The 12636-nt window shown below is 38.5% G+C and carries 13 protein-coding genes, 1 rRNA gene and 1 riboswitch; of the genes, 5 read left to right on the plus strand and 9 right to left on the minus strand.

The genetic code is table 11. From position 1 onward, the window contains the following. A 16S ribosomal RNA gene (locus KW850_RS12595) occupies positions 1–91 on the minus strand; the annotation flags it as partial. 491 nt (positions 92–582) lie between these two features. Between KW850_RS12595 and KW850_RS12600 the strand changes: the two genes are divergently transcribed. Together KW850_RS12600 and KW850_RS12605 are read left to right on the plus strand one after the other, a co-directional pair. Beyond that, positions 583–1548, plus strand: coding sequence for a LacI family DNA-binding transcriptional regulator (locus KW850_RS12600; protein WP_218347927.1), 966 nt, complete (start codon positions 583–585; stop codon positions 1546–1548). 188 nt (positions 1549–1736) lie between these two features. Then, positions 1737–2549: a Cof-type HAD-IIB family hydrolase gene (locus KW850_RS12605; RefSeq protein ID WP_218347928.1), complete on the plus strand. Its 813-nt coding sequence runs from the start codon at positions 1737–1739 to the stop codon at positions 2547–2549. Between the two features lie 277 nt (positions 2550–2826). Here KW850_RS12605 and KW850_RS12610 read toward each other — a convergent pair whose 3' ends face one another. The 8 genes from KW850_RS12610 to KW850_RS12645 all read right to left on the minus strand — a co-directional run bounded on the left by KW850_RS12610 (position 2827) and on the right by KW850_RS12645 (position 10010). After that, positions 2827–4233: a sensor histidine kinase gene (locus tag KW850_RS12610; RefSeq protein ID WP_308128792.1), complete on the minus strand. Its 1407-nt coding sequence runs from the start codon at positions 4231–4233 to the stop codon at positions 2827–2829. Then, complete coding sequence (locus KW850_RS12615; protein ID WP_218347929.1) at positions 4223–4897, minus strand: response regulator transcription factor; 675 nt, start codon at positions 4895–4897, stop codon at positions 4223–4225. The genes KW850_RS12610 and KW850_RS12615 overlap by 11 nt, the downstream gene beginning before the upstream one ends. Before the next feature lie 147 nt (positions 4898–5044). Next, positions 5045–5731 carry a PspA/IM30 family protein gene (locus tag KW850_RS12620; protein ID WP_218347930.1) on the minus strand — a complete coding sequence of 229 codons (687 nt, stop codon included), beginning with the start codon at positions 5729–5731 and terminating at the stop codon, positions 5045–5047. 1 nt (position 5732) lies between these two features. Further along, positions 5733–6143: a hypothetical protein gene (locus tag KW850_RS12625; protein WP_218347931.1), complete on the minus strand. Its 411-nt coding sequence runs from the start codon at positions 6141–6143 to the stop codon at positions 5733–5735. A gap of 158 nt (positions 6144–6301) precedes the next feature. Continuing rightward, positions 6302–7297, minus strand: coding sequence for an adenosine deaminase (gene add / locus KW850_RS12630; protein WP_218347932.1), 996 nt, complete (start codon positions 7295–7297; stop codon positions 6302–6304). 22 nt (positions 7298–7319) lie between these two features. Further along, positions 7320–7475 (minus strand): hypothetical protein, encoded by a 156-nt coding sequence (locus KW850_RS12635; RefSeq protein WP_218347933.1) that lies wholly within the window; start codon positions 7473–7475, stop codon positions 7320–7322. 37 nt (positions 7476–7512) lie between these two features. Further along, positions 7513–7613: riboswitch (purine riboswitch) on the minus strand. Between the two features lie 89 nt (positions 7614–7702). Next, the gene (locus KW850_RS12640) at positions 7703–8593 is read right to left on the minus strand and encodes an acyl-ACP desaturase (protein ID WP_218347934.1); all 891 of its coding nucleotides are present in this window, start codon (positions 8591–8593) and stop codon (positions 7703–7705) included. A gap of 241 nt (positions 8594–8834) precedes the next feature. Further along, positions 8835–10010: an ABC transporter substrate-binding protein gene (locus tag KW850_RS12645; RefSeq protein ID WP_218347935.1), complete on the minus strand. Its 1176-nt coding sequence runs from the start codon at positions 10008–10010 to the stop codon at positions 8835–8837. A 498-nt stretch (positions 10011–10508) separates the two neighbouring features. On the opposite strand from KW850_RS12645, the gene KW850_RS12650 reads away from it, so the two are divergent. Genes KW850_RS12650 through KW850_RS12660 form a run of 3 tightly spaced genes read left to right on the plus strand, consistent with a single transcriptional unit; the run spans position 10509 to position 12495 of the window. Next, positions 10509–10745 (plus strand): hypothetical protein, encoded by a 237-nt coding sequence (locus KW850_RS12650; protein WP_218347936.1) that lies wholly within the window; start codon positions 10509–10511, stop codon positions 10743–10745. A 60-nt stretch (positions 10746–10805) separates the two neighbouring features. Then, a complete protein-coding gene (locus KW850_RS12655) occupies positions 10806–11327 on the plus strand; it encodes a phosphatase PAP2 family protein (protein WP_374226328.1) in 522 nt (173 codons plus the stop codon). 22 nt (positions 11328–11349) lie between these two features. Further along, positions 11350–12495, plus strand: coding sequence for a glycosyltransferase family 4 protein (locus tag KW850_RS12660; RefSeq protein WP_218347938.1), 1146 nt, complete (start codon positions 11350–11352; stop codon positions 12493–12495). The last annotated feature ends 141 nt before the right edge of the window (positions 12496–12636 follow it).

Consider the following 12636-nt stretch of genomic DNA (forward strand, 5'->3'; position numbering starts at 1 on the left):
ACAGGAGCAAGCTCCTATTGATTCGCTCGACTTGCATGTATTAGGCACGCCGCCAGCGTTCGTCCTGAGCCAGGATCAAACTCTCCAAGAAAGTTGATTAGCTCATTTGTTACGTTGGCTTAGCTTCACTTTTTTTGAAAGATTCACTAAAAAATTTGTTGACGTTTCTGCTTTGTTTAGTTTTCAAAGAACTATTTTGTGACAGGTTTATAGTTTAACATCTCGTCTTCAGAAAGTCAAATATTATTTTTAAATAATATTTTTTGAATTAACGAGATTACTATCATAACAACCACAACCATTTTTGTCAACTGTTGAAGGAATGTTTTTTTAGGAATTACATACTCTCAATTCCAATGCCCTCATCAGATTTACTATATTACTATCATATATTAATAAAGTCAACTAGTATTCTAAAATAAATTGGTATCTTTTTTAAGATAAACATTCCTTTATTCATATGGGTATAGTAAAGGACTGTTACTATAATACAACTCGGTTATACTATACAATTATATAAATAGTACTGAAAATCGCGGGATTAAAAGCAGAGTGTCAGGCACCGCTAAGGAAGGTAATGGTATGACAAATATAAAAGATTTGGCCAAGATGGCAGGCGTCTCGGTAACTACTGTTTCTCGAGTCTTAAATAATCATCCCTATGTAAAAGCTGAAAAAAGGAATGCGGTTTTAGAAGCGATTAGGCAGAGTAATTATCAACCAAATATTAATGCAGTCCATTTAAGTACAGGAAAAACGTTTCTAGTTGGTGTTGTGGTCCCTTTTATCGATCACCCTTACTTTGCCTTGTTAATGAAAGGAATCGCTAATGAAGCGTTAAAAAACCATTATAATTTGGTTCTGTTTCAGACCAACTATGTGGAAAGCCGGGAATTAGAAGCATTGCAGATGCTAAAACAAAAACAAATTGATGGATTAATTATTTGTTCAAGAACATGCACGTGGTCCACAATCGAAGCCTATTTGCCTTTTGGCCCCATTGTTTTATGTGAAGATACCAGAGGGAAAAATGTATCCTCCATTTTTGTGGATCATTATACTAGTTTTCTTTTTGCACTAGACTACTTATATCATAAAGGCCATCATAAAATTGGTTATTGCATTGGACGAAAATCCGGTACAAATAGTAGAAACCGAGCTTTAGCGTATAAAAAATTTTTAGAAAAATATCAATTCCCTTATGAACCTTCCTATATTTTTGAAGATTGTCTTCATTTTGAGGATGGCGAAAAGGTTGTTGAACAGATTAAACAAATGGCCCATCCGCCAACAGCGTTACTGGTAACTAGTGATGAGGTTGCAGCTGGGATTGTTACCTGTGCACAAAATCTAGCTGTGTCCATTCCAGACGATCTTGCAATTATTAGTTTTAATAATCAGCCCGTCGCTAAAATGATGAATATCACCACGATTGAAATCCCACTTGAGGATATTGGCAGGAAACTATTTTTACAAGGAATCCTTAAAAATGATGTGATTGCACAAAATGAAATCCCTGTAAAATTAATTGAGCGCAGAACAGTGTAAGTCTCAATCGTTTCCTACTTTCTTTCCTTGCGTAACTGCTTTAAACAGAATTTTTTATAAAATCCACTTGACCTGAAATGCGTTTCATAAAATATTCTGTTACTGCAGTAGTTCACAACACATAGTCAGCGTTATCAGGATTCCCTGAGCGTAACGACTGTGTTGTGATTTTATGGAGGGAAAGAAAAATGAAAAAGCCTATCGTGTTTTTTGATATTGATGGTACATTGCTTAATGAGGATAAAGTTATTCCAGATTCCACCAAGAAGGCCGTTCATTTACTTCAGGAAAAAGGCGTTCACACCGTTATTGCCACCGGTCGTGTCCCGAAAATGTTTTATTGGATTCAAAAAGAATTAAATATCGATTCTTTTGTTTCGATGAATGGACAATATGTTGTGTTTGACGGTCAGGAAATTTATGCAAATCCTATCAACCCTGAGCGTCTTCAGTCGATTTCCACTTTGACAGCAAGTAAAGGGCATGCTCTCGCCTATTGCAGCCACAATGATTTTAAAGTCAGCGAAGGAAACCATCCATTAATAGAAACGAGTTTTGACTCATTGATGATGCCCTATCCGATGATTGATGAAGAGTTTTATCAAAATCGACCGATATATCTAGGTCATCTTTACTGTAATCAAGGAGATAAACAACTATACGTCAATCGCTACCCTGACTTCGACTTCGTTAAGTGGCATGATTATGCTTATGATTTCCTTCCAAAGGGTGCCTCAAAAGCAGTTGGTATACGCAAACTGCTTGAGTACTTGGATATCGATAATGAGCATTGTTATGCGTTTGGCGATGGTTTGAATGACTTGGAGATGTTAACGATGATTGGGACAGGGATTGCTATGGGTAACGGGGTTCCTGAAGCTAAGGCTGCAGCTGATTTGATCACAACATCAGCTTCTAATCATGGGATTCTCAATGGCCTTATTCAAGTTGGACTGTTAGAAAAAGATACAGCCATGGAGTTTGAAAGCAAGGCGAATTAATTTATTATACCAACATGGGTTCTTTTAAATGTTGGCTTTGTTAAAGCATATTGTTGATTTTGCTGACTATGTTGATTAGAGCGGAAGGCACGAGACTCCTGCGGGAAAAGCTGGTCTTGGGAGACCCCGCAGGCGCAAAGCGCCGAGGAGGCTCCCGGACAGCCCGCGGAAAGCGAAGTGCCTGGAGCGGAAATCAACAGATATATTTAACAAAGCCTAAATGTTAGAACTTCCAATAAATTAAGGCGGACGGTGTCAGGCACTGTCCGCCTTAATGCTATCCTTTAGAAACTATTGGGATGTAAATGATAAATGTACTGCCTTTTCCAAGTTCACTTGTAACTTTAATCGTCCCTTTATGTGTGTCAACAATCCACTTGGCGATGGAAAGCCCCAAGCCATGTCCGCCCATTTGCCGGGAGCGAGATTTATCGGACCTGTAAAACCGTTCGAAAATGCGCTGATAATCTTCGGCTTTAATGCCGATTCCTGTGTCCTGAACGGAGATACATAGCTGTTGACCTGCTATTGCCAGTGAAAGCTTCACTTCCCCGCCGTGTGGTGTGTATTTAATCGCATTGTCTAAAAGAATATATAATAGCTGTGATAATCTTTGCGAATCGCCGACCGTAATCAGCGAAGCCGGTGCATTCAAATGGAGCGAAATTTGTTTAGCCGCCGCCAGCGGACGAACGGAATCTATCGCTCTTTCTGCTTGGGGGCGGAAGTCAAAGGTCTCTACACTAAGTTGAATTGTATTCGAGTCGGACCGAGCCAGTGTCAAAAGGTCGCTCACCAGATGTGTCATTCGTTTCACTTCTTGTCTCATATTCGCCAGGATTTTCTCCACCATGTCTCTCTTTTGAGGTTCAATCGTCATATCCACCGCATCAATCGAAGATAGCAAAACACTTAAAGGTGTCCGTAGTTCATGCGAGGCGTCTGCTACGAATTCACGCTGCCTTGTAAATGCTCTGCTAATTGGCACCATCGCTCTTTTTGACATGACTACACTCATGTATATGGCTAGACCCAAAAAGACAATGCCAATGGCAATCAATATCATTAATAGCGAGTGGAAAAGCTGGTAGGTAAAGGTAATATCTTTTCCAACATACAAACGTCCAATGAATTGACCCTTATCATAAATGGACCGACTTGCAATCATTAGCCGAATATCTTGAGGGGCCTCACGCGGACGAAACTCGCCCTTCATTCCCCTGCCATTCGCTTTCATTTCAACATGCAGAGTTTCCTTTCGAATCTCCCGTTCATTTTGAACACTTCCATTTATTAGCCGAAGTAGTTCAGGACGAACCCGCTGATCGGATTCATTACCCATTATTATTTCTCCACTAGAATTCACAACATAATAAAAGAACTGATTAACTCCAGCAAACACCACCCCTTGATCATCCATTCCTTGAAGGTCATTCTTTTCATTTTTTATCAAATAATTCTCAATGAAACTCGCTTCTTGATTCACTAATGATTGAAGTTCACGCTCCTGGTTGTTCAAGATGACAACATAGAGGATGACATAAACAGTCGCGATGAAAAAGATAAGAAAAAGCATAATCAACCCACTATACATGCGCGTTAATCGACCTTGGGTACTTTTAAAAATATCCTTTTCACCACGGTTCGTGAATGCCCGGATGATTGATACCAATTTAGTTTCCAAACTTGTAGCCTACCCCTCTAACGCTTTGCAGTAAATCTTGTTTTCCGAAAGATTGGAGTTTCTTGCGGATTAATTTGACGGTCGCATCAATGGTTTTAGGAGCAACCTCTGAATCAAAGCCCCAGATTCGCTCTAGAATCACTTCACGCGGCAGGACCTGCCCCTTATTCTTCACCATTAAATCTAATAACTGAAATTCACGAGGGCTTAATTGAATTTCCTCTCGATCTAAACGAACAACATGGCTCATTCGATTCAAAATCATATCGTGGATTTGGATCTCCTCCTCCAAAATCGGTGCATAGTTTCGACGGGAAAGTGCACGGATCCGAGCCAATAGCTCATCAATTTCGAACGGTTTAACAAGGTAATCATCCGCACCGGAATCTAAACCCTCAATCCGGTCCCCAACCGTATCCTTAGCGGTCAACATCAGGATCGCACCGGAATAACCTTGGTTCCGCAATCGCCTGCAAATTTCCACACCTGTCCCATTTGGCATCATCCAATCCATGATTACAACATCATAGTGAGCGGAGGTGGCGTAATAGTAAGCATCCTCTCCTTCAGTGATCCACTCGACTTGGTAGCCACCCTTCTTTTTCAACATATAAACGATTAATTCTCCGAGACGGATATCATCTTCTGCTAATAAAATATTCATGCTATTAACCCCTTTGAGATTGAGTTTATGATAAATCTCATCACCATTAGTAACTCAAATCTAGCAACGCAATCTTAAAATTAGCTTAAGAACATGTTTTGATAGAAAAAAAAGAAGCACCAAAAATGATCGGCGCTCCTCATTCTACTATTTAGTGATTTCTTCTAATTGCAGAACTTTTTCATTTTTTAACTTTTCAAGTTCCTGATTCAATTCTTCATCGTTTATAAAATTGCTGGATGCCGCGTCATATTGGGCTAATGGTGTTGAAAACTGCTGACCTGCTTGCACCTCTGCTTCCATCATTAAAATCCGCTCTTCCGCGCGAGCGACTCCTCTTGCAATGTTGTCAGTTTGGAAAGATACCGTTGCATTTTGAATCTGCTTCATTGACTGAGCAACATTAGCACGGGAAGCTAAGAGGATTTTCTTATGCTGCATTTGGTTATAGGTCTCTTTCAGGTGATCGAGTTTTTCGATCAGAAGTTTAGTTTGGGCTTTCACTGCTTCATATTGTTGCTTGTAAAGGTTGAGCTGCTTTTCATGAACTAGTTTCTCTTGCACCGCCAACTTCGCAATCGAATCCTCACCATGTTCGATGGCTAGTTTCGCTTGACGTGTTCTCTTTTCTACTAAACCCTCAATCTCCAAAATGAGTGCAGCTTGCTTATTCTCTACAAAAATCTGGCGAGCCAAAGCCTTCTGACCTTTTAGGATTTCTTGCTCCATTTCGCGAGAATATTCATTTAACATTGCAATCGGATCTTCGATTCCATCTAGTAACCCATTGATTTCTGCCATTGTTATCGCCTTTACTCTTTTAAAAATACCCATTTTAAGCATTCTCCTTTTTATTGGTTAAATTTTTTTCCCATTGTTCTAAAATATTTGCATTTTGATTCCGTACCGGTGTATGTGAACTCACTAGAGATGTGTCAATAAATTGATTCATTGATGCTGCCTTAGCTTTCTTTCGAAGCCATTTCACTAAGATAACCACAAGAGCTAGTCCAATAATAAGGAAGAGCCAAGGGAATCCTCCTTCGTGGTGCGGGCCGCCGTTCAAAAAATGACGGCCTTCGAAATCACCACGTGCACCCATTCCTCCAGGTCCATGTTCATATCCGTGGCGGACTTCGGCATATTCGCTATGACCTCCTAAAAGATAGTAGAGGACATTCACCATCAAAACCATTGCAGCAATGATTACACCCCAGAAAATACCTTTTTTCACTTTCGTATTCATTTCTCTTTCCTCCTTTCTACTTGATACCTGAAGTCTAATAGAGAATAGTGAAAACTTGGTGAAAGGAAATCTTTTAATTTATTTTTTTCATAGAAAAAGGTGTCAGGCACCATGTGAATTTTTCACATGGTGCCTGACACCTTTCATTCTACTTTTTATCAAGAAATATATTTCTTCAGCATTTCCTTTGTTTCGGAATCGGCAAAGCTTGCTTCAACACTATTAAAGTAAATTTGCTTATAGTCATTTTCGCTTATATCGAATTCTTTAAATACGATTTCACATTCATTTGCCATCGTTGTATCTGATACCGTCCGGTTGTCTGTATTAACCGTTACCTTTATTCCATCCTTATGAAACTGATAGATTGGATGTTCACTAAACTGGTTCACGGCTTTCGTTTGCACATTACTTGTTGGGCACATTTCAAGGACAACATGCTTTTCCTTTACGATATTATATGCCTCGTCACAGTCCTTTATAAATACGCCGTGTCCAATTCTCTCTGCACCCAAAAGTTCAACTGCCTCTAATACATTCTTCCCTATACCCGTTTCACCAGCATGGATGGTTACTCGATAACCATATTCTCTAGCTAAGGCGATCGGTTCTACGAATTTTCCGCAAAATCCTTCCTCTTCCGATGCACATAAATCGATGGCGACTACTCCTTTTCCAAGGAATTTCTTCCCCTTCTCTACAACCTCAAAAGCACGTTCTGCAGACATCGTTCTCATACAGGAAAGGATTAAATTTCCCTTTATTTCATATTGCGTTTCTGCATCCTTCATTCCAGTTAAGACGCTCTGGATGATATCATCAACCTCTAATCCCCTTGCTGTATGAAGTAATGGAGCAAATCTTACCTCCATGTATTTCACATTTTCCCGTGCGGCATCCTCAAAAAGTTCAAAGGTAATCCTTCTCAGGTTTTCCTTTGTCTGCATAACTAAATTGGGAATAGAAAATTTCTCTAAATATTCATCAAGAGATTCACATTCTAATGGAGCGATGAGTTCTTTTAGAATTTCATCCCTATTCATCGAAGGTAGACTGATTCCTTCTCTCTTTGCAATATCAAGGATGGTTTCCGGTCTAAGACTGCCATCTAAATGGCAGTGAAGTTCTATTTTAGGTAAAGTTGCAAAATTCATATTAATAATTACCTCCTAATTTTTATAAAAAAGGCTCTGTTAAACTAGCCTGTTGATTTCCGTTCCAAGCGCGTACGGTTCGCGGGCGGTCCGGGGAGCCTCCTCCCGCAGGAGTCTTCGCGCTTTCCACTCCAATCAACAGGGTGCCAAAATCAACAATAAACTTCAACATAGCCATTAAAAAAAAAAAAAATTCCTGATTACGAAGAAAATACAAACAGATGCATCTTCTTCGTAATCAGGAATTTATTGGTTCCTGGTAGAGACCTCCAAACCATATCATTGGAGTTATACGAAATTATTTATTAAATTACTATTGCTCAAGATTAATAAATTCTATTTTAATTGTCAAGCCCTTAAGTTTTCTAATGAATCGGCAATATTTCCCTTTTATTTGGAAGCAACTTATTTATTTTTATAAAAACGATCTCTTACTCTTTTCAACCGGGCGTGGTAATTTAGAATGTCTAGTCTAGCTTTTTCTGCTTCTGGTGCAATCGGTCTTAATTTTTCCAACTCCCAATAATCAACAATCACATCTAGAACTTGATCAAAATATTCCAATGGACCGTAGTTTGCCTCTTTTGCAATAATCGCCATACGATCTTCAAAATCAGGCATTACTGTACCAGGCATTTGAAAGTTCTTAATGACATGTCCTAAATGATAACAGTAATTAGGTTCCAATTGGAGATGAAATTTAATCACATCTCGATAAAAGGCATAATGCAACGTTTCATCCTTTGCAAGACGGCGAAGCAGACTAGCTAAATCCTTATCATGCGAACCAGCTGTTTTCGCAACATTATTATAAAAAACCATGGTTGCCAGTTCTTGTAACGAGGTATAAACCATAGTTTCAAAAGGCGTGTGATAATCAGGATTCCAGCCATTCTCAACCGTTTGTTTGTGTAATTGGTGGAGTCGCTTCGGATCTACATTGCGTGTAATTAATAAATACGTTTCAATCAGGTTTGAATGCTGATCTTCTTCTGCAGTCCAAGTATGGACAAAATCTTTAATAACCGTTAAAGAACCCTTAAACGTTTGATCGAGATGGGAGGTAAACCAAGGCAAGTTCACTTCGGTTAGAAGAGCCGTTTCAACCGCAGTAATAATCGATGCAGGCAGTGTGACCTGGCTTTCATCCCAGGGAACGCGTCGAAAATCCATTGCCTTATCCCATGGTAAGAAATCATGATAACCCCAATCTATTTTTCCAGACCGCTTTTTATGTTGTTCATATAAATCTATAAGTTTAGGCTCCAATCTAAAGTCCAAATCATTTGTTAACATCAAAATCCCCCGTTGTTGTAAATATTCGTTAGTTTACCGTACAAACACTTTTAAAAGGTGAGAATGGTCCCTTTTATACCCGTTTAAATATTCTTGAATTACCAATGTTAGGCAATTGAAGTTATATCTGGTATTAGTACCTATTATTAATTTAATTATAGCATAACTATTCTGAATCTTACCAACAAATAAAAAAAGTGAAATAGAAGGGACATTCCTTCCATTTCACCTTTTTTGATTTTTACGGATTCACTTTCGTGTTAAATACTTGTTTACCATCTTTATATTCTAAAACAGTAGCTGATTTAATAGGATTGTGGTCTTTATCAATAGTAATCGTACCTGTAATTCTAGATAAATCTTTTGTTTTCTCTAAAGCATCTTTAATTTTTGCCGTATCTGTTCCACCAGCACGCTCGATTGCATCCGCTAATAGATAGACCGTATCATAACCAAGTGCATTAAACGCATTAGGAGATTCTCCATTGAACTTTTCTTTATAAGTCGTTACAAACTTTTGAATATTTTTATCTGGATCTTCAGATGTGTAATGGTTCGTGATAAATGTATTGTTTAATGCGTCAGCGCCAGCTAACTCTACTAACTTCGGTGAATCCCAGCCATCTGCACCCATTAACGGAACAGTGATTCCTAATTCACGAGCTTGTTTTACAATTAAACCAACTTCTTCATAGTATCCAGGAATGAAAATGAATGCTGGATTTTTAGCTTTAATACGAGTTAAGGTAGCACGGAAGTCCGTATCTTTCGCAACATAAGCTTCTTCAGCTACAACTTTGCCGCCTGCCTTTTCGTAAGTCTCTTTAAATGAGGCTGCTAAACCCTTGGCATAATCGCTGGCACTATCTGCAAAAATAGCTGCATTGTTTAATTTTAATTCCTTCGCAGCAAAATTCGCGGCCACAATTCCTTGGAATGGGTCAATAAAAGATGTACGGAAAACGTACTCGTTTAATTTACCATTATCCCCTACTGTTACGTTCGGGCTTGTCCCTGATGGAGTTAATAGGATTGTTTTTGTATCATTGGCAATTTGCGCTTGTGCCACGGTGTTACCGCTAGTAGCCGCACCAATAATCGCTGTTACTTTGTCTTGACTTGTTAACTTGATGGCTCCGTTCGTCGCTTCGGCAGCTTCTGACTTGTTATCTACTTTAACAAGCTCTAGCTTTTTGCCTTTGACTCCACCCTTTTTGTTAATCTCATCGACTGCAATATCAATACCGTTTTCAAGCGACTCCCCATAAGAAGCAACTCCACCGGATAGCTCTAGGTTTACACCAACCTTAATAGTTTTACTTTCACTGCCTGAACTTTCTTTAGCTCCTGAACAACCTGCAAGCACTCCCGCCAATAAGGTGGAGGCCATAAACATTTTTGCCCAATTCTTCTTCATAACTTAGGACCTCTTTCTTTTTTTCTTATTTTTCTGACAAATCAAATCGTAGATTGTTAGATTATCTTACACAAAATAACGATATGAATGCCCATGTGATTTAATAATTATTATTGTAGAACAATTACTCTCATTCGTCTAGTATATTATTCTATTTATTTAAATATTTCTGAAACTTGCAATTTATCAGTTTTTTATGATAACGCTTCCAATACTGACCTTATCAAATAGTTATTTAAATTCTCTTTAATAATTTTGTAGGAATTATACTAAAAAAAAGGAAAGGAACGACCTTCTATCATTTCCATATAAAAACAATTAGGTAGTAAAAAATTATCTACCTTTAAAAAATGATCGATTTCGCACCCGAAGCTAAAACTTGTTGATATATATATTTTTGAAAATTACAAATACTTAACACGCTTTTAACATTAAGTTAAGAAACTATCACCGATTTCTTTATACAATTAAGTAAGCAATATTAATAGGAGGGATTGGATGAAGTTTTCCGTTACGGGAGCAGGAATTGATGGACTTGTTGCTAGTACTTGTTTAGCTGAACTAGGGCACATGGTTACAGGTATTGTTATACATACAAAGGGAATGATCGAAAACGATTTGATTCTTTGTACAAAAACAACGGTTCCAGTCGGCACGAGCCATCTTATCCAACAAAATATCGCGCGAAGAAAACCTCCTAACCAAAAAGCAAGGATGGTCAATAGTTTGACCTGACATCGACCAAATGCAGGGTTGAAAATGATTAATTGATAAAGGGGAAAGGCCATTATGAGAATGTTACAGTTGTTTTATGGGTTCGAATGCCGTTTATTTCAGCAAGTTAATCGTCATTTTGATAAAAAGGTATTAAATCTTTTTTTTCGCACGGTCACGCACTTTGGTGGAGCGAGATTTACGATCGCCGCTACTTTACTTCTCATCATGTTTTCGCCACGGGAAACTAGATTGGTTGCGATTGCAAGTGCACTTGCGTTATCTGCAAGTCACATTCCCGTACATTTTGTAAAGTTGCTGTTCCCCCGAAAAAGACCCTATTTAATCATTGAAAAAACAAAGTTTCCTGCAAATCCATTACAAGATCATTCGTTTCCATCAGGACATACCACAGCGATATTTTCAGTTATGATGCCATTTATCCTATTCATCCCTCAACTTTCCTTTGTCCTGATCCCTTTAGGACTTTGTGTAGGCATATCAAGAATTTACTTAGGCCTTCACTATCCTTCCGATGTGATTGTTGGGGGGCTACTCGGATCACTTACCGGGAGCCTTTGCTTCTATTTATTGTGGTTATGAGGAATAGATTAGGAGGGATTTTATGAAAATTGCCATTTTCACAGATACCTTTTATCCAGACATCAACGGGGTTGCCAGGACGCTTAAACGATTAACTAATTATTTGGAGGATCAGGAGATCGCTTTTAAGATCTTTGCACCCGATTCTTATTCCAATGAATATCATTCTACCAATATACATCATTTTAAAAGTTGTTCCTTTTTCTTATACCCTGAATGCCGCTTAGCTTTTCCAAACCTACTTCATCTTAAGTCGGAATTAATAGCATTTTCTCCAGATTTAATTCATGTGGCAACCCCTTTCAACATCGGCCTATGTGGTGTCTTTTTTGCCAAAAAATTAAACATCCCCCTTGTCGGTTCCTATCACACCAATTTTGATCATTATTTACACTATTATCACCTTCATTTTCTTTCGAAAATCCATTGGAAATACATGCACTGGTTCTATCAAACCTGTAGAAAACTCTTCGTTCCCTCCACAGATACGTTCCTACAATTAAAACACCATGGATTCTCAAACTTAGAAATTTGGCCAAGAGGCGTAGATTGCCAACTTTATCACCCTTATTATGATAAAAATGCTGTCCGGAACTTTTACTCTACAGAGGGAAAATACCTGCTTATATATGTAGGCAGATTAGCACCTGAGAAAGATATCAAAACACTTTTAGAAGTTGCAAAATCAATCCCAGCTGAGTTAAATGAAAAAATACATTGGTTAATAGTTGGTGATGGCCCATTAAGTGAGCAAATACAGGCAAATGCTCCCGTGAATATGACCTTTACTGGATTCTTAAATGGTAACAGCTTGGCCGAAGTCTATTCAGCATCTGATCTATTTGTTTTCCCCTCTCCTACGGAGACCTTTGGAAATGTTGTCCTTGAGTCCCTTGCAAGTGGAACCCCTGTCATCGGAGCAAAGGCTGGCGGTGTTAAGAATATCATTAAAGCAGGCGTAACGGGGTATTTATGTAAACCTGGTAATGTACAGGAATTTAGAGATGCGATTATTCAGATTTTATCGAATGATGGACTACGAGAACAAATGGGAATCGCGGGAAGGGATTACGCATTAACACAGAGATGGGACCGGATATTTGAAGATCTTATTTGGCATTACACTAATGTAATCGAGGAACAAAACAGACTGGAATTTATCTCATGAGAATATTCTGGTTCAAAGTTCTTCGGTGCTCTTTTAAAGTTAGTGGAGGAATGCACTAAAGAAGGCATCCTTAAAGTGGGTGCCTTCTTTGAGTGCAACATTTTGTAACTATCTAATCAATCGTTTGATTAGTTGTTCTTT

The organism is Bacillus sp. sid0103 (genome assembly GCF_019219025.1).

Bases quoted from the DNA above. Each gene is read 5' to 3' on its own strand.
- KW850_RS12600 (WP_218347927.1), top strand. From the start codon at position 583: ATGACAAATATAAAAGATTTGGCCAAGATGGCAGGCGTCTCGGTAACT.
- KW850_RS12605 (WP_218347928.1), top strand. From the start codon at position 1,737: ATGAAAAAGCCTATCGTGTTTTTTGATATTGATGGTACATTGCTTAAT.
- KW850_RS12615 (WP_218347929.1), bottom strand. From the start codon at position 4,897: ATGAATATTTTATTAGCAGAAGATGATATCCGTCTCGGAGAATTAATC.
- KW850_RS12620 (WP_218347930.1), bottom strand. From the start codon at position 5,731: ATGGGTATTTTTAAAAGAGTAAAGGCGATAACAATGGCAGAAATCAAT.
- KW850_RS12625 (WP_218347931.1), bottom strand. From the start codon at position 6,143: ATGAATACGAAAGTGAAAAAAGGTATTTTCTGGGGTGTAATCATTGCT.
- add (WP_218347932.1), bottom strand. From the start codon at position 7,297: ATGAATTTTGCAACTTTACCTAAAATAGAACTTCACTGCCATTTAGAT.
- KW850_RS12635 (WP_218347933.1), bottom strand. From the start codon at position 7,475: ATGGCTATGTTGAAGTTTATTGTTGATTTTGGCACCCTGTTGATTGGA.
- KW850_RS12640 (WP_218347934.1), bottom strand. From the start codon at position 8,593: ATGTTAACAAATGATTTGGACTTTAGATTGGAGCCTAAACTTATAGAT.
- KW850_RS12645 (WP_218347935.1), bottom strand. From the start codon at position 10,010: ATGAAGAAGAATTGGGCAAAAATGTTTATGGCCTCCACCTTATTGGCG.
- KW850_RS12650 (WP_218347936.1), top strand. From the start codon at position 10,509: ATGAAGTTTTCCGTTACGGGAGCAGGAATTGATGGACTTGTTGCTAGT.
- KW850_RS12655 (WP_374226328.1), top strand. From the start codon at position 10,806: ATGTTACAGTTGTTTTATGGGTTCGAATGCCGTTTATTTCAGCAAGTT.
- KW850_RS12660 (WP_218347938.1), top strand. From the start codon at position 11,350: ATGAAAATTGCCATTTTCACAGATACCTTTTATCCAGACATCAACGGG.